The organism is Microcoleus sp. D3_18_C4 (assembly GCF_036702355.1).
Classification (GTDB): domain Bacteria; phylum Cyanobacteriota; class Cyanobacteriia; order Cyanobacteriales; family Microcoleaceae; genus Microcoleus.
Genome location: NZ_JAUBTF010000002.1, coordinates 45,482 through 67,756 on the forward strand (window position 1 = coordinate 45,482; position 22,275 = coordinate 67,756).

Here is a 22,275-nt window from a genome sequence, read left to right on the forward strand (position 1 = left end):
TAATACTCTAGCGCTTTCTGTTTTTCTCCCAATTCTGAGTAGACACCGCCGATGTTGTTGAGGGTGGCAGCTTCCCCCGAGCGATCGCCCACGGCCCGAAATAGGGGAAGCGACTGGCTGTAATACTCTAGCGCTTTCTGTTTTTCTCCCAATTCTGAGTAGACACCGCCGATGTTGTTGAGGGTGGCAGCTTCCCCACGGCGATCGCCGGTTGCCCGTCTCAGGGGAAGCGACTGGCCCAAATACTCTAGCGCTTTCTGTTTTTCTCCCAATGCTGAGTAGACATTGCCGATGTTGTTGAGGGTGGTAGCTTCCCCGCGGCGATCGCCGATTGCCCTACTCAGGGAAAGCGACTGGCTGTAATACTCTAGCGCCTTCTGTTTTTCTCCCAAATCTGAGTAGACACCGCCGATGTTGGTGAGGGTGGTAGCTTCCCCACCGCGATCGCCGAGAGCCCGAAATAGGGGAAGCGACTGGCTGTAATACTCTAGCGCTTTCTGTTGTTCTCCCAAATCTGAGTAGACATCGCCGAGGTTGGTGAGGGTGGTAGCTTCCCCACCGCGATCGCCCGTTTCTCGCCTCAGGGGAAGCGACTGGTTGTAATACTCTAGCGCTTTCTGTTTTTCTCCCAAATCTGAGTAGACACCGCCGATGCTGGTGAGGGTGGTAGCTTCCCCACGGCGATCGCCGATTGCCCGACTCAGGGGAAGCGACTGGTTGTAATAATCTAGCGCTTTCTGTTTTTCTCCCAAATCTGAGTAGACTAAGCCAATGTTGGTGAGGGTGGTAGCTTCCCCACGGCGATTGCCCACTGCCCGACTGAGGGGAAGCGACTGGTTGTAATACTCTAGCGCTTTCTGTTGTTCTCCCAATTCTGAGTAAACTAAGCCGATGTTGTTGAGGGTGGTAGCTTCCCCAAGGCGATAGCCTACTGCGCGATACAGGGGAAGCGACTGGTTGTAATACTCTAGCGCTTTCTGTTGTTCTCCCAATTGTGAGTAGACACCGCCGATGTTGTTGAGGATGTTAGCATCCAAAGCAAGAGCATCGGTTATCCGACTCAGGGGAAGGGACTGGTTGTAATACTCTAGCGCTTTCTGTTTTTCTCCCAATGCTGAGTAGACTCTGCCAAGACCATAGAGGCTAAGTGCTTGCCCTCTATTGTCGCCCGCTTCCCGATACAGTTTTAATGCTTCTTCATATTTGACGATCGCACCTCTTAAAGCTTCCGCTGTTCCTTGATTGTAGAGTTGTATTCCTTCTTTTAATGCTTTTGCAGCAGCCTCGCTACTGTTAGTTTGTGCTGTTTGTAAGACTTTGCCAACGGGCGCGGCTGCTGCAACTGGCTGACTTAGCTGAAGCGAAAGTGCGATCGACATACCAGCCAAAAACCATTGAGTGCGATCGAACATAGCCACCCTTTTTGTATTTTTGTCAATTTTACTCACTAGCTCGCTTAGTGTAAAGGCAGGAAGAAGTAAGGGCGATCGGCATTTTTGCTAGAGTTAACGAGTAGTGCGATTCCCTGCGCGATAGCTACACCGCGCGTACTTTTTCCCAGCATGAACAACATCCCAACTACCCCCGATCCCGTAACCAGCCACTGGGATTGCCCCGAATGCGGCGGCACCGGTACCCTCAGCCCAGAAATTTGCCCTGTTTGTCTCGGAGCAAAATACATCGATCTCGGTACAATAACGAACTGGATGCTCGATTTCATGGAATCTCGCGGCTGCGATCGAGCTGAGATCGATCAATTGCGAACCGAAAGCCCAGACCCGCTAACATTAACTTTTTGCCTCGAAGTTTGTATCGCCCTTAAATAAACAAGGATATCAAGTCTGCTTAATTGCTTATAAATCATTTACGGGCATCGGGCATCGGGCATGGTCGGAAAAAAAACGCACTCTACAAGTTGATTTAACTGAAACGAAATCATGCCCAATTCCCTATTCCCAATGCCCTATTCCCAATATTCAGTGTCCTTTAACCGGATGTTGCCCGTAAAAAGGCAAAGCCTCCGACCAATCAGGGCGACTTCCCATTTGCCACTCCAAATAAGCCAATTCCAACACACTAGAAACCGACCAACCCAACTCGCTACCAACTTCAATCAACTGATAAGAACTCCCCCAATTATCCAACTTTTCCTGCCAAGATTCAGGAGTCATCACCGTATCAGGAAACAACTCAGTTAAACCAGAATCTTTGTTAACTGAATAAACCGCCCCAAACAATTGTCCCCGCTGTGCAGGCATTTGCAGCGCCATATCCTGATTTGAGATAGATTTTTTACTGCTGCTGCAAGCGACAGCCGCCAAAGTTGAAATCGCAAAAACCGGAATATCCAACTGTTGGGCCAAAGTGCGCGCCGTCACCATACCCATCCGAGTCCCCGTGAAACCTCCGGGCCCCTTCGCCACTGCAATAAAACCCAAATCAGCCCAAGTTTGCGGCCCAATAAACTCGACTAAATACTGATGCAAATGAGTGGCTAAATCGCGATCCAAATTCCAAGTTTGGCAGCGAGAATCCCCGGCAAAATTGCTGATGGCTAAACCGAGTTCGCGACTAGCTGTGTGCAGGGCTAAGCCGTATTTTTTAACTGATGTTCCGTCTGGGGGATTGCTATTCACGATTACTGATAATTTTCCTTAACAAAAAACAGCGGCAAAGCCACAACTAAGCAACCCAAAAGAATGCCAAATATTCCCGTATTTAAAATCCTGGAATTACCCATGCCCCCAGTCATCAAAAACAGCACAACTAAACTTGCAAATAAATTTTTATTGGCAAATTCTTTGTTTTGGGAAACTTGATGTTTTACAGCCATAAAACCCGAAGAAACTATTAGCGCGAACCACGAATTAAAAATGACTATTTGAGAGCCAAAAATAAACCAAACTAAGGCAAACATTAGTGCATCTATCCAAAAATCCTGAGTTTTCAACTTCGGCAGCCAAAATTCTTGGGTAGCAACAGGTGCGATTTTCTTGACTAATTGATTGTGTTGCAGCCGCACGAGTTTGTTTCTCAATTGAATCTTGGGATCGATTTGCAATATTTGCTTCCACTCCGGGCGGCGAGAATTGTTGACTCTTCCCAACAGCTTCACGGCTGCGACTTTATTTAACTGCAAATCGGTGAGTCTGGTGGCAATTATTTGAGATAAGTGCGGATAGTAAACGGGGTTGTCTTCGGTTCTGTTGATGACGATATTGAGCTGTTGCTTGGCTTGACTGACTTGGATTGTAACATTGTACGGGGCGAGATCCTCTTGTAAAGCTTGCTGAATTTCGGCTTGCTCTTGGCGAGTGAAAAGCGACACACCGGGCGCGGGTGTAACCACCCGTTCTGCAGGCGTTTCCGGCGCGTCTAGCACAGGCGCTGCGTCTAAATACACCGGTTTGGGGTTCAAGTGCCGGATGACTGCTGATGCTGAACTGTAGCGCCGATTGGTGGCACTTTGAAGCATGGTGTCGAGGATGCGGCCGAAATCATCGCTAACAGCAGTCTTCAAATAATTTCGCCAAGCCCAAGAATCCTCTGTACTGTCGAACAAATCGAAGGGAGGAATTTCAGTCAGCAAGTGAATGCAGGTAACGCCCAAACTGTAGATATCGCTGGCAAAAACTGCTTTCCCCATCAATTGTTCTGGGGCTGTATAAGCAGCACTGCCGATGATTGTACCTGTTTGTGGCAACCCGGTTGCTGTTACTTTCTTAGCTGCACCAAAGTCTACTAAAACAATATCTTTTTGGAAAGGAGAGGGTTGATAGGAACTTTCTAAGGCGGGTAAAGGAGTTGGAGATAGGCGGCGGCGAATGATATTTTCGGGTTTGATATCGCGGTGAATAACTTTGGATTTGTGGACGAAGTGGAGCACTGGCAATAAATCGTTGAGAATTTGCCGAATTTGAGTTTCGGTGAATGCTCCTTTTTGTTCTAATTCTCTGGCTAGGTTTTTGCCGTCTATAAATTCTTGTACTAAATACTGTCTCCCGTCTTGTTCAAAATGCGCGATTAATTCTGGAATCTGGGGATGTTTTCCCAAGGTTTCTAGCTGGGCTGCTTCTTGGTGAAATAGTTGAGCGGCTTTTTCGGCTGCGGTATTTTGCTGCAAAAATTGCTTGATTACGCACTGCGAAAAAATCAGGGGTTTGGTTTCATCAACTGCTAGAAAGGTTCGGCCAAAGCCTCCTTGCCCGATCGGCTTTATGGTTCGGTAGCGAGATGCAGATGGCGTTTCTGGGTCAATAGTCAACAACAATTTTGAGCCGCAACTTTGGCACAATTCTGCATCCCCTGGGTTTTGCGGATTCTGACAAGTTGGGTTTAAGCAATAGCACATTTGATTTTAGATTTTAGATTTTAGATTTTAGATTTTTAATTGGGAAGGGGGAATTGGGCATCGGGCATCGGGAATTGGAAATTGGGAATTGGTTATTGGTTGTTATCGTTAACAACTCAAAAAAAAACTATAAAAAACAACAAATAGCAACCAACAACCAACAAATAACTAATGACTACTGACTACTGACTAATGACTTCTGCCTTAAGTCGGGACGAGTTCGCCTGGCCGCAATTTTGCCCATTTGCCGGTCTCTTGCTTGAAACTCTGACACCCGACTACATCCCATTCCATTTCAATTTCGTCTTGGCGGGGGCGAATGTTTACGTTGATGGTGGGTTCTACGGGGTCGAAATCGGGTGTTTCGGTGAGGTGAAGCTGTTCGTGCTGTTCTTCTACGGCGTGGTAGGTGAAGCAGCGGTCTACATAGTGGCAGTTAATACAAATACACATTCTTGATATCCTCTGTGCATTTCAAAAAGATTGGTGAAATTTGAGCTTTCTGTTAATCTAGCGTAGCAAGAGTTTAATTGTTTGTAAGGAAAGTAGATTTTTGTTGCGATGCCGATTAATTTGCCCTCTTCATTATCTCCTGATAGTTGGCCGTTTGATTTGGAACTGCTGACACCGCCTGCTTATCTGGTAGGGGGTGCGGTGCGGGATGCGTTGCTGGGCCGCCGATCGCACTATTTTGATTTGGATTTTGTCATGCTAACACGGGCGGTGAAGACTGCTCGAAAAATTGCCGATCGCACGAAAGGTGGATTTGTCTTGTTGGATGCGGAACGCCAAATTGCGCGGGTGGTGTTTGCGGGCGGTACGGTGGATTTGGCGCAAGCGGAAGGGGGGAGTCTGGAGGGGGATTTGCTGCGCCGGGATTTTCGGATCAATGCGATCGCCTACAATCCTTTTACAGGAGAAATCATCGATCCTTTGGAGGGTCAAACTGATTTGCGGTTGGGTGTGCTGCGGATGGTTTCGCGGTCAAATTTGGAGGACGATCCGCTGAGGTTATTAAGAGCTTACCGCCAAGCGGCGCAGTTGGGTTTTGCGATCGAACCTGAAACTCAATCGGCGATTCGGGAATTAGCGCCGCTGTTGAGTCGGGTAGCGGTGGAACGGGTGCGGACGGAATTGGGTTATTTGTTGAGTAATCCTGACGGTGTTCCTTGGATTTGTCGTGGTTGCGAAGACGGTTTGTTTTCGATTTGGTTTGAAAGTGCGATCAACCGTTTCGATATTTTGACAAAAATTGACGCATCTGCTGACAAATTAGCGACAATTTACCCGGAATTAGGGAAGGAATTCGGGCATCAGATTCGAGATACAATTAAAACGCCTTTGTTGGCTGTCGCGAAGCTGGCTATTTTGGCAGATTCTGACCCGACCATTGCTGAAACGCAGTTGCTGCGGTTGAAGTACAGCAATGCGGAGATTAAAAGTGCGATCGGGCTTTTGAAATACTTGCCACAATTGCAAGCAAAACCAATCGCGGAAATGTCTTTGCGGGAACAGTATTTTTTGTTTCGGGATGTGGGAATAGTATTTCCAGTTTTAGCGGTTGTGGCCGTGGCTGCGGGAGTTGCGGTTGAGGATATTTCACTGTTAATTAATCGCTATCTGGATGCTGATGATATTATTGCTCATGCCACACAATTAGTTAGCGGTAATGATTTAATGGAATATTTGAAATTGCCCCGAAGTCCGCGCATCGGTCAAGTGTTAATGGAGATTCAATTAGCGCGGGTGGAAGGGAGAGTTGCGACTCGCGAAGATGCGCTGAAATTGGCGGCAGAGTTGGTTGAGGTTCATTGATATTTTGCAACTGTGGCAACAGCCCGCCAGAAGTTTAAACCCCAATATTTGTAGGGGCGGGTTCGCCAACAATATTTGCCTAAAACCGATAATCTCGTAAACCCGCCCCCAACCCACGGTAAATCGCAATCTATCTTTTTTAAGATACAAGGGTTCAAGTGCGATCGCTCCCATAATCTCTTGACAATCGTCGCTACAATTACTATTATTGAAGTGATGCTTAATTCACTAAAAATATTTAAATGCAACCTTTGAGTCTGATATCACCTGTGATTTCCGCCGAACGGGGATTGCGAGAGGTTTATCAAAGCAAATACGGCATTCTATACCAGGAAGACTGTCTCAATTTTTTAGGTGCAATTCCCGATTACAGCGCTGATATTGTGTTTGCAGATCCGCCCTTTAATCTCGGCAAAGATTACGGTAATGGTACGACCGATCTGCTGAATTCCAGCGATTATCTTGCTTGGTCAAAACAGTGGCTTAAAGAAAGTATTCGAGTGCTTAAACCGGGCGGAAGTCTATTTACTTTCAACTTACCTAAATGGTGCATTGATTACGGTGCATATTTAAACCAAGAGGGAATGAACTTTCGTCACTGGATAGCTTGTAGAATGCCTAAAGCCTTTCCTCGCGGCAAGAAAATGTCTCCCGCACACTACGGATTGCTTTACTACACAAAAGGCGAACCAGCAGTTTTCAATAAAGTTTATACGCCGATTCAAGTCTGTCGGCATTGCGGAGGAGAGATTAAAGATTACGGCGGACACCGCAAAAAATTAAATCCTCAAGGTATTAACTTAATGGATGTTTGGGATGCTCCCGAAGATGTCTGGGAAAATGCTTCTGAAGATATTCGAGAAGAAAATCTGTGGACTTTAATTGAGGAAATGTGGACAGATATTCCGCCAGTAAGACACCGACAGCACAAGAAAAGGGGAGCCAACGAATTAGCTCCTATCATGCTGGAACGTATCATTGCTATGGCATCGAATCCGGGACAAGTTGTAATCGATCCTTTTGGAGGTTCTGGCACTACATTTTATGCAGCAGAGAAGTTGGGTAGGTATTGGCTGGGTACAGAAATCGGCGATATTGAACCAGCAGTGAAGCGGTTACAAGACTTGGCAAATGGAAAAGTTGAAAATTGGGAATCAGCAAGGGGAAAAACAAAAAATAAAGTTAAACAAAACGAGTCAATCCAACTTGAATTGTTTTCTTAAAAACTAACATTTTATATTAAAGCGCGACCATCTGTGCCTTTAGTAATTGTAGGTACGCTGCTATCTAGGGCATCATGTTCAATGACAAATATGGCTAAAAAACCTTCTTGTATATTAACAGCGCGCCAGACATCAAAGTAAGGCTCTAGTTCCTCATAATTGCCAATTCTATCAGTCAAATAAGGGTACAGTTTGCGGCTGGGCAGAACTAATGCTGTCCCCAAAAAAATCCCTCGTAAAATACCGAGAACCAGTTTATTAACAGCACGGTGACTTGATGAGATATTTCCTGTTTCCCATTCAAAGGCAAATAAATGATTGTCTAATATTTTGGTAGCATCTACTCGTCCAGGCGCTCTAGTTGCAAATCTGATTTTAGTTTCAAGCTGCCATCCAAAACTGTCATGTAGAGCAGCCATACAAGCATTTTTGATAGGTTTGACACCGTTTCCGTGCCTGGTTGGATTGATCGTAAAGTTTGATGCACCTACAGGCCAGGCGATCGCGTCAATAGCAATCCGTATTTCATTTTTAATAACTCCCCATTCTTCTGACTCCTCAAAGTTACCGCGACTAATAAGTGATACTTCTTGAACTATCTTCACAGCGTACTAAGCCTGTTCATTTATACTTGCTGTTAGTTCTTCCGGCAATTCAAACTTGCCATCTGCACCCGGTTCAAACTCAACAACTTTCAACACAGCATCAACATTCAGCGGCCCGTAAATGTGCGGGTAATTTTCACCCGCAGCCAATTCATACTTAAGTTCAGCTTGCACTTTGTCCGAGTCAATCCAAAGCAGCAGCAATCCTGTTTGTCCCACAAAAAATTTATTAGCAGATTTAAGAACTTGCGGCAGTGTCGAACAGTGGATAAATCCTTCAGTATCTAGCGTATCTCCGCGATAGGATTGAACTTGTTTTGCTTCTTCCCACTGTTGGCTGCGGGTGATGTGAAAGATAACGCTCATAGTTAGATAGATTTTAGGTTTAATTGACAATTGGCAGCAAAATTTGAGAGGGACAATTCCCGCCACAACTTACTGTCAGCGTGATAATTTTAGCATCGATCGCCCGCGCTTCACCGCCCGGCGCACCCGTTCCCGGATTCACGTCGTAAGCAGGAAAACAAGCCGCACTCAAACTCAGACGCAAGGCATTACCTTTGGCAATTTGCATACAAGTTGCTTGCAGCACAATTCTTACAGGTGTTTCACCTGAATTTACCCGGACGTAACCTTGAGTAAAATTGTAGACGCTGCCGCTATCTTTGACCTCAGAAAGTATCGCACACAAATCAAAAGTAGGCGTATCTGCGGTACAAAATACTTCGACAATTATATCTCCAGCTAAGTCCAAATCTGCTGTTAGCGGTGCCGAAGTGTATGTTAAAATGTCGGTGCGGCAGTCAATAGTCGATCGCTCGATCGCACCTGCAGGAAATGCAGCGTGACCTCCCAAGGATGGCACCGGCCGCCAAGGGTCATGCACGAATATATCATCAGTGCAAACATCCGCGCAACTCTCTGTTAAAATACCCGCATCTTCTCTCATCGCAGCAAGTCCGGTACTTGCTAAAAAATAAGATTTATGATTATTATTAGGCCATTTATCAAATTTCCGCCAATCATTCCTCCCCATCTCAAATAGCGAAATCTGTCGCTCGTTTAATATTCCTGTATCAACTCCTTTCAGGAATTGATCGAACCAGCGAATTTGCAACTCATCCACAGGATTGGAAGCTGCAACACCATAATCCAACGTTCCCACTTTTCGCCCCCAAGGTAAATGCGCCCAAGGGCCAATTATCAAATGCTGCGGACAGGAACTCCGGCTGGCCATTTCCTTGTAAAGATGAATTGTTCCCCGCAAATAAGTATCAAACCAACCGCCAACGTGCAGCATTGGCAAGTCTAAATCTTTGATGTTTGGCGATAACTTTTCCCAATACTCGCTCGGTCGATAATTATCCAACCAATCGTGATAATGTGAGTCGGGTGCCAGATTTTTAACAATCTCAGGACGCGCCGGCACGGTATCGTATAGCGGGAGATTTATCGAAGCTGCATACAAGGCTTGATAGGCAGAAATATCGGCTTTTAAGCGAGCGGTTTCTGCGGCTAGCTGAATTGCCCAGCCGAGATTTGATTGCAGACAAAACGCGCCGCCTTCATAGGCCCAATCTGTGTATAAATTGCAGCCTACCATTGCCGGACAAATTGTTATTAATGCGCTGGGTTTAGCAGCAGCAGTGTAGAGTTGAGTCATGCCTTGGTAGGAAAAACCATACATTCCGACTTTGCCGTTACTTCCCGGCAAATTAGCTGCCCAATTGACGCTATCAAAACCGTCTTGTGTTTCGCTAACAAATAGGTTAAATTCGCCTTCGGAAGTGCCGCGTCCCCGCACGTCTTGGATGACAACAATGTAGCCGTGTTTGGCGTACCATGCGGGATGGGAATATACGACTGTAGAGGCGAGATCCCTTCCGTAAGGTTGCCGCATTAACAATACTGGAAATTCGCCCTCCGCATCGGGGCGGTAGATGTCAGCATCTAAACGAACCCCATCTTTAGTTAGCATTGACGCTGTTTCTTTCGGACAAAGTTTCAGCATAAATCCTAAAAAACATCAACTAAAAAAGTTCGTAGTAAGGGCTTTAGTGGTTTTTCTAAAGAATCCAGTCCTTACTACAAACCTAGGAATCAAGTTCTTACTACAAACCTAGCACGGTACGAGTACATCCGATCGCCCCAGAACTCTCATATCCTCCTCATCGAGTTCGACTGGTGTACCGCTGCGAATTAGTTCCACAAAATCCTCATTCGGCACCATGATGCACAAAGTGTACAAACGTTCACTACCCGTATTCTCAATTACGTGAGTGCCTGTTGGAGGCACTAACAAACTATCTCCAGGTTGAATACTAACTGTTTTGCCGTCGCAGGTTGCTTGCCCTTTTCCTTTGAGTACAAAAAACATTTCTACTGCGAATTGATGGCGGTTGGGAGGAGTTTTGCCCCCCACATCGAAAATCTCCACGCAAACTGTTAATGAAACATTCGCTATTACCGGATCGAAGACGATAGCTAATCTATTAGTATCGCCCGGACTGATGCGAAATGCTTGGTAGTCTTTCGGAGACTTTATAATAGGAATCACGCACTGATTTGTCATTTTTTTATTGTTAGTTGTCAGTGGTTATGTTTCTGCTGTCATTAGTGAGAATCCAGAGTCATTAGTCCGCCGCTCAACCTCCAAAGTTTATTGATTTCACAGGAGAGTTCGCTGTCAGAGCAGGAAGCGAGATATAGGCTTTGCTGTGCGAGACTCTCGCACTCCTAAAAAACGCTTTTTATACTCCAGAGGGATACTCCCCTGATGACTGCTATTTAATTGCTTCTAACATAGCCTGAGAATCCGACAAAAAACCAAAACATTGTTTAACGTTATAAAGAGTAGCTTGCCAGCAATACTCCGGAGATGTCGTCGCTGTACAATCTTTGACTAAAATACAGTCGTAACCGAGGAAATTAGCATCTTGCAGCGTAGCCATGACGCACTGATCGGCGTTTACTCCTCCGAAGAAAAGTGTAGTTCGGCCGAGGTTCCGCAAGATACTATCTAAAGGAGTATCCCAAAAGCCGCTCATTCGATATTTATCAACACAAATATCCTCCGGTTTGGGTTTTAATTCATCGACAACCTGCGCCGCCCAACTCCCTGCCATCAGTACAGGTGCGTTGTTTTTTGGCAGCGGATCTCCCAAACCTACGCCGTCGCCTGTGGGATTGTAAACGTGACGGGAAGCTGCACTAATATTGAGTAAATCGGGGCGGTTTCCCCAGTTTATCCAAATAATTGGTACTGCGTGCGATCGCAATTTTGGCAGTAAATTTGTTAAAGGATTAATTGGAGTTCTTGCAGGCGTTACATCTACGCCAATATGTGCTAGCCAACCGTCGGGATGACAGAAATCGTTTTGCATATCTATCACCAACATTGCTGCTTTTGCTAAGTCCAAACGCAGGGTTTTAGTTTCTGTTTCCAGGGTAACAGGTTGAGGCGCGATCGGCGATCGGGTGATATCGGCAATTTTGGCATCAACTTTCCAAGCATTCGGCGGTACGCCCAAGGTGCGGAGAGAATCAGGATTCATATTGATTTTGACTCAAAAACAATTTCAATCTTATAACTATTTGATTGTCACTAACTTGTCATATCTTAAATCTTGGTTATAATTAAGTATCAGCGGCAACTATTTGAGAGTTTTTATGATTTATTAACTTTATTACAGGCGACCGCCAATGTTAGCGCCGTGGAATCATACAATAAAAATTAATATAAATTTACCAAAAGGGTAAATCTATGAGCTTTACAATTCAAAATGCTTTAATTCCGGTTGATAGTGGTTATGAAACTGCAGATGTGCAAGTGGTGCATAATTGCATAAGTGCGATCGCGCCCAATTTAGAGCCTGCGGGAACAGTTATCGATGGCAAAAATAAGCTGCTGCTGCCAGGTTTTGTCAACGCGCACACTCACTCTTCAGAAATGTGGCAACGAGGCATCATTCCCCCTTTACCGCTGGAGTTGTGGATTGCCGAATTGTACGATTTTACACCTCTCGATTCCGAACAAGTTTATTTGAGTGCCTTGGGAACTGCGGTAGAAACATTGCTGTCGGGCGGTACCAGCGTAGTCGATCATTTAGTTTTGATTCCGGGGCAAGAATTAGAAACAATCGCCGCAGCAGTTCGCGCTTATCAAGAAATCGGCATCCGCGCTTTTATCGGGCCGTTAATTCAAGATGAATCCCTGACAGCGGGAATGCCTTCTGGCGATAGTGGCATCGAACACGCGGCTTACATTCGATCGACTAAGGCAACTTTGGAATTAATGGAAACAGCCATAAAACAGTTTCACAATCCCGAAAAAGGTGTTAATATGTTGTTGGCGCCGACGGGAATTCAACTGTGTTCCGATGCTTTGTTTGAAGGCTGCATCGAATTGAGCGATCGCTACAACCTTTGCCGTCACGCCCACCTCTTGGAAACCCCCGCTCAAAAACAGTTAGCTCACGAAAAATACGGCTGTAGCGCTGTCGAACACCTGCAAAGAATTGGTTATTTGAGTCCACGAACTTCCTTAGCCCACTGCGTTTGGCTGGACGATTCCGACATTGCGATTATGGCAGAAACTGGAGCGACTGTTGTACACAATCCCCTCAGCAACTTGCGGCTAGGAAGCGGGATTGCGCCGATTTTGAAATACCGTCAGGCGGGAGTCAACGTATCTTTTGGCTGCGATGGCGCTGCTAGCAATGACTCTCAAGATTTGCTGGAAGCGATTAAAATTGGTTCAATTTTGCACAATATCACGGATTTAGATTACCGCCAATGGATTACACCGCGCCAGTCTGTAGAAATGGCATCCCTGGGAGGAGCAAAAGGCTTGAATCTCGCCGATGAAATGGGTTCGCTGACAGTCGGAAAAAAAGCAGATTTTGTGCTGTATGATTTAACCAGTTTATCCTTGCTGCCGCGCACCGATCCGATTGGGTTACTAATATGGGGACGCCCGACTAATGCGGTAGACAGCGTTTGGGTAAACGGCAAGCAAATTGTCGCCGAAGGTAAGGTGAAAACGATCGATGTTGATGCTTTGAGGCGGGAATTATTCGATCGCAGCGAGTGGACGAGCAAGCGTCAATCTCAAACAGTCAGTGAAATAGAAGCCCACTATCGAAAAGTCATGAACCTGCAAGGTTATTCTTAAAAAATTAACCAAGAGAATAGGATATCATGTCCGGTTGAATCACATAATTAGCCCCGCCACTAAAAATTAACGCAATCAACCTCGCAAATCCCAATCACTCAGAAGCTCTAGCCATGACACCCCCTAACAATCAGATAAATGTAGACGCCAGACTTGTTGCAGCTAATACCAAATTTGGTTTTAACTTGTTCAACACCCTCAGCAAACAACAGCCGAATAAAAATATTTTTATTTCCCCTACTTCTGTCGCCCTCGCACTGTCAATGACATACAACGGAGTCAGCGGAGAAACCAAACAAGAAATGACAAAAGCTCTCGAATTAACGAAAATGAGTTTAAAAGCAATCAACGCAGCCAATCACAATTTGCAAAAGAATTTGCAAAAAGATGACCCCAAGGTTCAAGTATCAATTGCCAACGCGCTTTTGGTCAGACAAGGCTTCTCATTAAAACCCGAATTTTTGCAAATAAATCAACAATACTACCAAGCCAATATTGCCGACATAGACTTTGATAGTCCGCAAGAAGCTCTCAGCCTCATTAACAACTGGGTGAGCGAAAAAACTCACGGAAAAATTGATAAAATAGTCACTAAAATCAACCCTAATACACTTTTATTTTTGATTAATGCCATCTATTTCAAAGGAAACTGGGAAACGCCATTTGATCAATCTAAAACTGCCAACAAAACTTTTTATTTAACAGACAGCAGTTCCAAACAGCATCCAATGATGTCCCAGATGGGCTCTTATCGGTGCTACGAAACAGAAACTTTTCAAGCAGTCAGTTTACCTTACGGCAAAAAAGGCGCTCTGAGTATGTATATTTTCTTGCCAAACTCCAATACCAATTTGGCAACTTTCTCGCAGCAATTAACACCCGAAAACTGGAATAAATGGATGCAAGAATTTAGAGCTAAAAGTGGAATGATTGAAATACCGCGCTTCAAAATAAAGTATGAAGTTAAACTGAACGACACACTTATAGCTTTGGGAATAGCAGAAATTTTCGGTGGATTGAAAACCGACTTTTCCCCGATGACTGATAGCCCAGTAGCAGTAGAATCGGTAAAACACAAAACATTTGTCGAAGTTAACGAAGAAGGTACAGAAGCAGCAGCCGTGACTGTAATTGAGATGACGAGATCTATGCCGGCTTTTGAAATGAATGTAAACCGTCCATTCTTTTGTGCTATTCGAGACAATACTACAGGAACAATATTATTTATGGGTATCATCGTTGACCCCTAATAATATCAAAAATAGTAGGTGCGTCAGGAAATGCTCGATCGACTTTTAATAAAATAACCCTAGCTGGCGCACCCTAACAAGCTAATTATACGGTAAAATATCAGTCTAAAAATAATCCTATTTGCGACAAATTGATGATTAAATTGCACAAATGGCAGCGGATACTGGGTTTAATAGTTGTTTTTACGATCGCCCTTACCTCCTCCGCGATTTTATCCCCCCGTCTCTTGGCTCAAACCCCGCCCACCACCCCAACAACAGAAGTGCGCGGCGTCTGGCTGACGAACATTGACAGCGAGGTTATGTTCTCCCGCAACAACATCATTGACGCTGTAAATCGACTCGATAAACTCAATTTTAATACCATCTATCCCACGGTTTGGCAAGGAGGCTATACGCTTTATCCGAGTGCTGCAGCCCAACGAGTATTCGGACAGTCGATCGACCCCTCGCCCGGATTGAAAGACCGAGACATCCTCAAAGAAATTATAGCACAATCCCACCAAAAAGGTATAGCAGTAATCCCCTGGTTTGAGTTTGGTTTCATGGCTCCCGCCGAATCGGAATTAGCCACACTTCACCCAGAGTGGCTGGCGCAGCGGCGCGACGGTTCAACTATTTGGAAAGAAGGCCAACACGATCGAGTTTGGCTGAATCCCTTTCATCCCGAAGTCCAGCAATTTATCTCAGATTTAATCCTAGAAATTGTCGCTAATTATGATATAGATGGTATTCAATTTGACGACCATTTCGGCTTGCCCGTAGAATTTGGCTACGAGCCGTTAACAGTGTCAATGTATCAGCAACAAATCAAAAGCCCTCCCTCCGACGACCCCCGCGAAACCTTCTGGGTGCGCTGGCGCGCTGACAAAATCAACGACTTCGTGGGCCGAGTTTCCCGCGCCATCAAATCCCGCAAAGAAAAATGTATTGTCAGCTTATCTCCGAACCCTTTTCACTTTTCTTTACCCGCCCACTTGCAGGACTGGTTTACCTGGGAAAGACGCGGCTACATCCAAGAAATTGTGTTGCAGGTTTATCGCAGCGATATCAAGCGTTTTAGTGCAGAACTGGAACGGGAAGAAGTTAAATTGGCTAAACTTAACATTCCAACTGCGATCGGCATTTTAACTGGTCTTAAAAATAATTCTGTGCCCCTAAAACAAATTCAAGAACAAGTGCAAGAAGTGCGAAAAAGAGATTTCGCTGGCGTGTCGTTCTTTTTCTACGAAAGTTTGTCTAATTGGGCTAACGAAACCCCCGAACAGCGCAATTATGCCCTGCAAGAATTCTTTCCCACAAAGATGCAGCGCCCGCCATCCGAAGGCCGAATTTGAAACCCACGGTTAAAATGAAAAAAAGCATACAGCGCTTAGGAATTGTCATCTTATCTTTAAGCGCTTTCCTAACAATTGGCTATCTCACTCCCAGAAAGTGGGGAAATTACTCGCAAGCAGATTGCACAATCTCTCTATACATTTCCAACCAAGGCATCCACACCGAAATTATTGTTCCAGTTAAAAATGAATATTTTGACTGGAATCAATTTTTACCGCTAACAGAAATAGGGCGGGATGCCACTTCTGATTATAAATATTTGTCTTTTGGCTGGGGAGATCGAGCTTTTATGTTGGAAACTCCCACATCAGGAAGTATCAACCCAGTTACAGCTTTTAAGGCGCTATTTCTCCTTACTCCGTCTACCCTACACGTTCAAGGTTATCGGGTTTTATCCCAGAATATAGAAACCAAATGTGTAAAAATTAGTGGGAAAAATTATCTGATGCTGGTAAATTTTATTAATAATTCATTCCAATTAGACGCAGCAGGTAAGAAGATGAAAATTAGCTACGGCTACGACAACAGCGACAGTTTTTATGAAGCAAAAGGCAGTTACTCTATTTTGAGAACTTGCAACGACTGGACGGCAGAAGCTTTGCAAAAAGCCGAGGTCAATACTCCTTTCTGGTCAACGCTTTCTTCGGGGATTATGTTTCATCTTAATAGCGGTTGCGAATGTCACAAATAAATGGTACTAGGCAATCGTAAGACTCTCTTTACTTTAGGTTATAAAAATTATAATGAATGATTATGTATGGGTGGGAATCTTCCCTAAAGTTGCATTCTTTTTTTTAACTGGTATAATTAGCAATTTGAGGAAAAATCATGAATGTAATTCCAGCGATCGACTTATTGGATGGAAAATGCGTCCGATTGTATCAGGGAGACTACGCGAAGTCTCAAACTTTTAACGACAACCCCGTCGAAGTCGCCAGACAGTGGGTAAATGAAGGCGCGACAATGCTGCACTTAGTAGACCTCGACGGCGCTAAAGCTGGTCATCCAGTCAACCAAGCCGCCATTGAAGCGATCGTCCGATCAGTAGACGTTCCCTGTCAAGTAGGTGGCGGAATGCGCGATCGCGCTTCTGTTGCTGCTATCCTCAATTTAGGCGTCCGGCGCGTCATTCTCGGCACTGTCGCCGTCGAACAACCGCAATTAGTCGGCGAATTGTGCGCCGAATTTCCTGATCGAATTCTGGTCGGCATCGATGCCAGAAATGGTAAAGTTGCGACTAGAGGCTGGCTAGAAACTTCGGAAGTTTTAGCAACAGAATTGGCGCAAAAAATGGCAGAGTTAGGGGCCGCTGAAATTATTTACACCGACATTCACCGCGACGGTACTATGGAAGGGCCGAATTTGGAATCTTTGCGGGAAATTGCTAATGCTATTTCGATTCCGGTGATTGCTTCCGGTGGCGTTAGTTCGATCGCAGATTTGTTGAGTTTGCTGGCTTTGGAACCAAGTGGTGTCAAAAGTGCGATCGTCGGTAGGGCAATTTATACCGGCGATATCTTGCTAAAAGAAGCAATTCAAGCAGTCGGACAAGGGCGGTGGCAGGATGTACCGCCAGATTTGGGTTCTTCAAGTTTTGCTTGATAGTCATTAGTCATCAGTCATTAGTCATTAGTCATTAGTTATTAGTCATTAGTCATTAGTCATTAGTCATTAGTCATCAGTCATTAGTCAACCGTCAACAGTCAACAGTCAACAGTCAACAGTTAGCGTAGAATCGTCTTTCTTACCATCATCGTACCCATGTTTTTGAACCATACAATTACAGCTTTAAGTTCTGGGATGGCTTCTCTAGTTGCCCCCATACCTTTATTAGCAACAGTCGAGGCAGAAAATTCGCCGATCGTCCTCAGCGGAGTTTTGCTCACTTTGGTAGTGATTTATATCGCCAGTAAAATCGGCGCAGAAGTGGCTCTAAAGTTTGATTTTCCGCCGGTTTTGGGTGAACTTGTAGCAGGGGTAATTGTTGGCGTATCTGCTTTACACCTAGTCGTTTTTCCCGGAAGCGGGCTGTCAGCATCCAACTCAGGGATTATGACAGTTCTGCAATCGATTAATCATCTGTCTCCTGCCGCGCTTACCAGTGTGTTTGAATCGCAGAGTGAAGTCATTGCAGTGCTAGCTGAATTAGGCGTGATTATTCTGCTGTTTGAAATTGGCTTAGAGTCGGATCTCAAACAACTGAAAGCAGTGGGAATTCAAGCCACCGTTGTCGCTTGCGTAGGTGTGGCAGTTCCCTTTGCCGCTGGTACTGCGGGCTTGATGATAATTTTCCACACGGCGGCGATTCCGGCGATTTTTGCAGGGGCTGCTTTGACGGCAACCAGCATCGGAATTACCTCCAAAGTGTTGTCTGATTTAGGACAACTGAGCTCTAAAGAAGGTCAAATTATTGTCGGTGCGGCGGTGATTGATGATGTGCTAGGAATTATTGTCCTGGCTGTTGTCGCCAGTTTAGCGAAAACCGGTGAGATTGATGTTGTTAATGTCATCTATTTGATTGTTAGTGCAACTGCGTTTCTGCTAGGTTCGATTCTGTTGGGGGGCATCTTCGACAAAACCTTCTCGGCGGTGGTGGGTCAACTCAAAACTCGCGGCAATATTCTCATCCCGGCATTTATTTTTGCTTACTTCATGGCTTTTCTGGGCAATGCAATTCATCTCGAAGCGATTTTGGGTGCCTTTGCTGCGGGCTTGGTTTTGGATGAAAGCGATGCCCGCAACGAGTTGGATGAATTGGTGAAACCCATCGCCGATTTATTTGTACCCATCTTTTTTGTGACGGTGGGGGCTCGGGCGGATTTGGGAGTTTTGAACCCAACAGTGCCGGATAATCGGGCGGGGCTTTTGATTGCGGTATTTTTGATTGCGGTGGCGATTGCGGGCAAGTTGGTGACTGGTTGGGTGGTGTTTGGTCAGCCTGGAATCAATCGATTGGCGATCGGAGTGGGGATGATTCCTCGGGGCGAAGTCGGGTTAGTGTTTGCCGGCATCGGTTCGGCGAGTGGGGTTTTGGATAAACCGTTAGAAGTCTCGATTATTATCATGGTGATTCTGACGACTTTTTTGGCTCCGCCTTTTCTGCGGGTTGCCTTTGGCGATACGGTAGAGCCTCCTGCTAGTGGGGAACTTTCTAGCGAGAAAATAGTTTGATTGAGGGAATTTGAGTCTGGGCGATCGACTAATTTAGACACAAAGGTCGATCGTCCAAATTGTCTTACCCCTAATACCATGTCCCCTCGATTCCCTCCGCTTCGCTTCGCCCGAAATCAGTTAGGGGCGGGTTCACCAACCATATCTACCAATAATTGACAATCTCAAAAACCCGCCCCGGCCGGGATATTATGGTCAATCGATCGCCTCTACGGATGCCAATGGTTGAAATACTTTTTATTCAGCAACTTCAATATCTTTCTCTTCCTGGGGATCTTTCGTAACTCCTAATTTAGATAAATCCGTTAATTCCATAATGATATCCATTTTAAAACTCAGCGTTAAATCTTTGAGGGCATTGGCGATCGCCACTTGAGAACTAGGTATTTGTTCAATTAATTGCACCAGGAGATCCCCATCACAATAGTACGCCGCATCATACATTTGCTGTAACCATTCGGCGGGCATCATTGCTAAATCATCTCTCGACAATTTAACCCTCGGCAGTGAAGAAGACTCTTGAGAGGTAAGGGGCGGGATGCGATTTGCTTTATTCTCGTCTGGCGGCAGTATCTCCGTTAACATTTGTAATAACTGTGCGATCGTGTAAGGTTTTACCAAAAATGTTTTGACATTAGCATCTAATGCCAGCTTTCTGTTAGCAACGAGTCCGCTAGTCGCAATGATCTTCACCCGAGGATTAATTTCTTGCAACGCCCGCATTGCGGAAACACCATCTAGGTTAGGCATCATCATATCCATTAAAACCACACTAATTTCCTGTTGATTTTCCCTATAGACAGCGAGGGCTTCAAGCCCATCACTAGCGAGTATTGTTCTGTAGTTATAGTTTTCTAGAGAAGTCTGTGCTATCTCTCGAATAGAGGCTTCATCATCAACAATTAAAATCAACTCGCCCTTACCTCTAGGCATTGCTTGCTCTACGGTTGTGAGGCTCACTTCTCCCTCTATAGCTGGTAAGAAAACCTGAAATTCCGTACCCTTACCCAACTCGCTATAAACCTTGACAAAACCGCCATGATTTTTGACAATCCCCCTTACTGTTGATAATCCTAGCCCTGTTCCTTTGCCAACTTCCTTGGTAGTGAAAAAGGGGTCAAAAATTTGGTTTAACAATTCTGGCGGAATACCAATTCCTGTATCAGCCACCGTCACAGCCACATAACAGCCTGCTTTTGCTTCCAAATTAATCAGCGCATCATCTTCATCCAATGGGCGATTTTCGGCAGAGATAGTCAAACTCCCTCCTGATGGCATGGCATCCCTAGCGTTAATCATCAGATTCATAAATACTTGGTGTAGTTGGGTAGCATCACCCGATATTGTCCATAGTTCCATTGCCGGAACTTGAGTGGAAATAGTTATTGATTTGGGAAATGTGTGTTGAGCAATACCGATCACTTCTAGGAGCAAATAGCCTAGTTGTAATATTACAGATTCCCCATCCGTTGCTCGACTAAAAAGAAGAATTTGCTTGACCAACTCAACCCCACGTTTAGCACTACCCGAAAGGAGTTTTAACAGTCTTTCTGTCGGTTCATTCATTTTGGTAATTTTGAGAGGAAGCAGTTGACTAGCTCCCAAAATCGGCGTGAGAATGTTATTGAAATCATGTGAAATTCCACTTGCTAACGTTCCTAAACTCTCTAATCGCTGGGCATGGTAAAACTGTTTTTCAAGTTGTTTGTTTTCAGTGATATCACTATTAACAACGAGGATAGCTATGGATTGGCAAAATAGATTGTGTATCAGTGTTTTACGACTTTCTACGATTATATTCTTACCTGTTTTAGTAATTTGATCTATTTCCCCTTGCCAACTGCCTTGCTCGGTAGTGATTTGGATCAGCTCAGTTAGTTTACACCGTTGATTAAATAAGGTTTGAGTTTTCTGCCCTATAACTTCGGCTTCTGCCCAACCATATAAACGTTCAGCTCCTTTACTCCAAAATAAAATATGATCGTCTAAACCCTGTACAAAAATGGCATCACTAGCAATATCAATTAAGGCTGCTTGTTCCGCAATTTTTTGCTCTGTTTCTTTACGTTGGGTAATATCCGTAATAATTTCTATGCCCACCCAACAATCTTGTTCTTGATCCCATTCAGCAACATAGTTTGAGGCAAGCCATCGAAGAGTGCGATCGCCATGCAAAAACCGATACTCGATAACACCAGAGCGCCCCGCTTGAATATTTTCGATCAATGAGGCGAGGGTTTTTTCTCGATCTTCGGGCAATATATTCGCTATGACTAAGGCAGAATCTGCTTGCAGTGCTTCTAAGCTATAACCAAAAATCTGTTGAGTTCCCCCTGTCCAAGAATCAATCTCTAAAGTACCATCAGTCAAAAGACGAAAATTTTTAATAACGGCGATCGCGCTGTTGAGAATGTGACTGAGTTTCGCAGCTTCTTTGATTTTAGATTCTGTAATATCAGTCACAATAATACTATTAACTAAAATCTCATCTATCTGAACTTGTTTCACTGATAATTTAACAGGTACTTCCTTATTTCCCGTTGCTGGGAGCAAAGATAATTCTCTATTGATACTTTTTCCAGGCTGAACCTGCTGCAAAAGTAGTAAAAATGATTTTTTATTGTGGTGGTCAATAAATGTTTCTAATTGAGAGCCTATCAGATTTTTTAAAGGACAATTTAAGAGTTCAGAGAGTCGCTTATTACAGTACAAAATTAAACCTTCAGAAGATACGGTAGCGGCTCCCTCGCCCATTTGTTCCACTAAACACTGATAAACATAATCTGCCCCCTGAAGCGTAAAAACTCGCTCTCCTCCCTGCATAGAAACAACAACAGCATCAACTTCCCCAGAACGAATGGCCTGCAACGTTTCTTCCGCTACATTTAGGCGTTCCTGCACCTCGACCAATTCCCGATGTAGGGTTTCGACTTCTGGGCTCATTTTTTCAAGAGGGGTCAGAGAATCATTCATTCTTTTGGTCTCCAATTATATTTTTTTTAGGCCTAAGATCAAGACCAATTAAGACTTTTTCTGTATTCGATAAATTGCCAATCATCTTTTGTAAAGGCAGAGGTAACTTTTTGATCAAGGTGGGAACAGCCACAATGTTATCCGAAATAACAGCTTCTGTCTGTTGATAAATATCAATAACTTCTAACTCATAACGCCCTTGGAGATGTTCCTCACAAATCTTTTTGATGTTTTGTAACGCCGTCACCGATTGAATCGTTGTACCCGAAATATACAGACGTAGGGTATAATTCTCTTCCTGCGATTGGGACAGGGACTGTTCAAAAAGTTCTGTGGTTGTTGGTTTAACATCTTCGGAGTCAATCATTGGTAGTAC

20 protein-coding genes are annotated in these 22,275 nt (G+C 44.7%); 9 read left to right on the forward strand and 11 right to left on the reverse strand.

Translation table 11 applies throughout. The features are described from left to right. The coding region (locus QUA90_RS01135) for a tetratricopeptide repeat protein (RefSeq protein ID WP_333084264.1) at positions 1 to 1,412 on the reverse strand (1,412 nt) is incomplete at its 3' end. Positions 1,413 to 1,496: 84 nt separating this feature from the next. Here QUA90_RS01135 and QUA90_RS01140 point away from each other — a divergent pair. Further along, positions 1,497 to 1,826 carry a hypothetical protein gene (locus QUA90_RS01140; protein ID WP_333443424.1) on the forward strand — a complete coding sequence of 110 codons (330 nt, stop codon included), beginning with the start codon at positions 1,497 to 1,499 and terminating at the stop codon, positions 1,824 to 1,826. Between the two features lie 150 nt (positions 1,827 to 1,976). Here the strand turns inward: QUA90_RS01140 and tsaB are convergent, their stop codons facing one another. The 3 genes from tsaB to QUA90_RS01155 all read right to left on the reverse strand — a co-directional run bounded on the left by tsaB (position 1,977) and on the right by QUA90_RS01155 (position 4,804). Then, on the reverse strand, positions 1,977 to 2,636 hold the full coding sequence (tsaB, locus tag QUA90_RS01145) for a tRNA (adenosine(37)-N6)-threonylcarbamoyltransferase complex dimerization subunit type 1 TsaB (RefSeq protein WP_333443427.1): 660 nt from the start codon (positions 2,634 to 2,636) through the stop codon (positions 1,977 to 1,979). A 2-nt stretch (positions 2,637 to 2,638) separates the two neighbouring features. Further along, positions 2,639 to 4,351 carry a serine/threonine-protein kinase gene (locus QUA90_RS01150; RefSeq protein ID WP_333330193.1) on the reverse strand — a complete coding sequence of 571 codons (1,713 nt, stop codon included), beginning with the start codon at positions 4,349 to 4,351 and terminating at the stop codon, positions 2,639 to 2,641. A gap of 204 nt (positions 4,352 to 4,555) precedes the next feature. Then, complete coding sequence (locus QUA90_RS01155; protein WP_006632635.1) at positions 4,556 to 4,804, reverse strand: Ycf34 family protein; 249 nt, start codon at positions 4,802 to 4,804, stop codon at positions 4,556 to 4,558. Between the two features lie 108 nt (positions 4,805 to 4,912). Here QUA90_RS01155 and QUA90_RS01160 point away from each other — a divergent pair, with 108 nt between their 5' ends. Together QUA90_RS01160 and QUA90_RS01165 are read left to right on the forward strand one after the other, a co-directional pair. Further along, a complete protein-coding gene (locus tag QUA90_RS01160) occupies positions 4,913 to 6,166 on the forward strand; it encodes a CCA tRNA nucleotidyltransferase (RefSeq protein ID WP_333443429.1) in 1,254 nt (417 codons plus the stop codon). Positions 6,167 to 6,408: 242 nt separating this feature from the next. Beyond that, entirely contained in the window at positions 6,409 to 7,389 is a 981-nt protein-coding gene (locus QUA90_RS01165; RefSeq protein ID WP_333443431.1) for a site-specific DNA-methyltransferase, read from the forward strand. A gap of 11 nt (positions 7,390 to 7,400) precedes the next feature. On the opposite strand, the gene QUA90_RS01170 is transcribed toward QUA90_RS01165, so the two are convergent. The 5 genes from QUA90_RS01170 to QUA90_RS01190 form a co-directional block, all read right to left on the reverse strand. After that, a complete protein-coding gene (locus tag QUA90_RS01170; RefSeq protein ID WP_333443434.1) occupies positions 7,401 to 7,994 on the reverse strand; it encodes a restriction endonuclease in 594 nt (197 codons plus the stop codon). Positions 7,995 to 8,000: 6 nt separating this feature from the next. Beyond that, positions 8,001 to 8,360 (reverse strand): DUF952 domain-containing protein, encoded by a 360-nt coding sequence (locus QUA90_RS01175; RefSeq protein WP_333443435.1) that lies wholly within the window; start codon positions 8,358 to 8,360, stop codon positions 8,001 to 8,003. A gap of 19 nt (positions 8,361 to 8,379) precedes the next feature. Next, a complete protein-coding gene (locus QUA90_RS01180) occupies positions 8,380 to 9,972 on the reverse strand; it encodes a CocE/NonD family hydrolase (RefSeq protein WP_333443437.1) in 1,593 nt (530 codons plus the stop codon). 141 nt (positions 9,973 to 10,113) lie between these two features. Continuing rightward, complete coding sequence (locus QUA90_RS01185) at positions 10,114 to 10,566, reverse strand: cupin domain-containing protein (RefSeq protein WP_333443439.1); 453 nt, start codon at positions 10,564 to 10,566, stop codon at positions 10,114 to 10,116. Positions 10,567 to 10,777: 211 nt separating this feature from the next. Continuing rightward, positions 10,778 to 11,548, reverse strand: a complete 771-nt coding sequence (locus QUA90_RS01190; RefSeq protein ID WP_333084250.1) for a cysteine hydrolase family protein — start codon at positions 11,546 to 11,548, stop codon at positions 10,778 to 10,780. 209 nt (positions 11,549 to 11,757) lie between these two features. Here QUA90_RS01190 and QUA90_RS01195 point away from each other — a divergent pair, with 209 nt between their 5' ends. The 6 genes from QUA90_RS01195 (at position 11,758) to QUA90_RS01220 (ending at position 18,926) form a co-directional block, all read left to right on the forward strand. Next, a complete protein-coding gene (locus tag QUA90_RS01195; protein WP_333330178.1) occupies positions 11,758 to 13,167 on the forward strand; it encodes an amidohydrolase in 1,410 nt (469 codons plus the stop codon). A 113-nt stretch (positions 13,168 to 13,280) separates the two neighbouring features. Continuing rightward, positions 13,281 to 14,417, forward strand: a complete 1,137-nt coding sequence (locus QUA90_RS01200; protein WP_333443441.1) for a serpin family protein — start codon at positions 13,281 to 13,283, stop codon at positions 14,415 to 14,417. 134 nt (positions 14,418 to 14,551) lie between these two features. Beyond that, a complete protein-coding gene (locus QUA90_RS01205) occupies positions 14,552 to 15,754 on the forward strand; it encodes a glycoside hydrolase family 10 protein (protein ID WP_333443443.1) in 1,203 nt (400 codons plus the stop codon). Between the two features lie 14 nt (positions 15,755 to 15,768). Then, positions 15,769 to 16,446: a TIGR02117 family protein gene (locus QUA90_RS01210; protein WP_333443445.1), complete on the forward strand. Its 678-nt coding sequence runs from the start codon at positions 15,769 to 15,771 to the stop codon at positions 16,444 to 16,446. Between the two features lie 137 nt (positions 16,447 to 16,583). Continuing rightward, on the forward strand, positions 16,584 to 17,357 hold the full coding sequence (hisA, locus tag QUA90_RS01215; protein WP_333443447.1) for a 1-(5-phosphoribosyl)-5-[(5-phosphoribosylamino)methylideneamino]imidazole-4-carboxamide isomerase: 774 nt from the start codon (positions 16,584 to 16,586) through the stop codon (positions 17,355 to 17,357). Between the two features lie 198 nt (positions 17,358 to 17,555). Further along, positions 17,556 to 18,926: a cation:proton antiporter gene (locus QUA90_RS01220; RefSeq protein ID WP_333443450.1), complete on the forward strand. Its 1,371-nt coding sequence runs from the start codon at positions 17,556 to 17,558 to the stop codon at positions 18,924 to 18,926. Between the two features lie 237 nt (positions 18,927 to 19,163). On the opposite strand, the gene QUA90_RS01225 is transcribed toward QUA90_RS01220, so the two are convergent. Together QUA90_RS01225 and QUA90_RS01230 are read right to left on the reverse strand one after the other, a co-directional pair. After that, entirely contained in the window at positions 19,164 to 21,869 is a 2,706-nt protein-coding gene (locus QUA90_RS01225) for a PAS domain S-box protein (RefSeq protein WP_333443452.1), read from the reverse strand. Positions 21,870 to 21,891: 22 nt separating this feature from the next. Further along, positions 21,892 to 22,266, reverse strand: coding sequence for a circadian clock KaiB family protein (locus QUA90_RS01230; protein WP_333443454.1), 375 nt, complete (start codon positions 22,264 to 22,266; stop codon positions 21,892 to 21,894). Between the last annotated feature and the right edge of the window lie 9 nt (positions 22,267 to 22,275).

Excerpts from the sequence above, each read along its gene's own strand:
- QUA90_RS01150 (WP_333330193.1), bottom strand. The coding sequence starts at position 4,351 with ATGTGCTATTGCTTAAACCCAACTTGTCAGAATCCGCAAAACCCAGGG.
- QUA90_RS01155 (WP_006632635.1), bottom strand. The coding sequence starts at position 4,804 with ATGTGTATTTGTATTAACTGCCACTATGTAGACCGCTGCTTCACCTAC.
- QUA90_RS01160 (WP_333443429.1), top strand. The coding sequence starts at position 4,913 with ATGCCGATTAATTTGCCCTCTTCATTATCTCCTGATAGTTGGCCGTTT.
- QUA90_RS01165 (WP_333443431.1), top strand. The coding sequence starts at position 6,409 with ATGCAACCTTTGAGTCTGATATCACCTGTGATTTCCGCCGAACGGGGA.
- QUA90_RS01175 (WP_333443435.1), bottom strand. The coding sequence starts at position 8,360 with ATGAGCGTTATCTTTCACATCACCCGCAGCCAACAGTGGGAAGAAGCA.
- QUA90_RS01180 (WP_333443437.1), bottom strand. The coding sequence starts at position 9,972 with ATGCTAACTAAAGATGGGGTTCGTTTAGATGCTGACATCTACCGCCCC.
- QUA90_RS01185 (WP_333443439.1), bottom strand. The coding sequence starts at position 10,566 with ATGACAAATCAGTGCGTGATTCCTATTATAAAGTCTCCGAAAGACTAC.
- QUA90_RS01190 (WP_333084250.1), bottom strand. The coding sequence starts at position 11,548 with ATGAATCCTGATTCTCTCCGCACCTTGGGCGTACCGCCGAATGCTTGG.
- QUA90_RS01195 (WP_333330178.1), top strand. The coding sequence starts at position 11,758 with ATGAGCTTTACAATTCAAAATGCTTTAATTCCGGTTGATAGTGGTTAT.
- QUA90_RS01200 (WP_333443441.1), top strand. The coding sequence starts at position 13,281 with ATGACACCCCCTAACAATCAGATAAATGTAGACGCCAGACTTGTTGCA.
- QUA90_RS01205 (WP_333443443.1), top strand. The coding sequence starts at position 14,552 with ATGATTAAATTGCACAAATGGCAGCGGATACTGGGTTTAATAGTTGTT.
- QUA90_RS01210 (WP_333443445.1), top strand. The coding sequence starts at position 15,769 with ATGAAAAAAAGCATACAGCGCTTAGGAATTGTCATCTTATCTTTAAGC.
- hisA (WP_333443447.1), top strand. The coding sequence starts at position 16,584 with ATGAATGTAATTCCAGCGATCGACTTATTGGATGGAAAATGCGTCCGA.
- QUA90_RS01220 (WP_333443450.1), top strand. The coding sequence starts at position 17,556 with ATGGCTTCTCTAGTTGCCCCCATACCTTTATTAGCAACAGTCGAGGCA.
- QUA90_RS01225 (WP_333443452.1), bottom strand. The coding sequence starts at position 21,869 with ATGAGCCCAGAAGTCGAAACCCTACATCGGGAATTGGTCGAGGTGCAG.
- QUA90_RS01230 (WP_333443454.1), bottom strand. The coding sequence starts at position 22,266 with ATGATTGACTCCGAAGATGTTAAACCAACAACCACAGAACTTTTTGAA.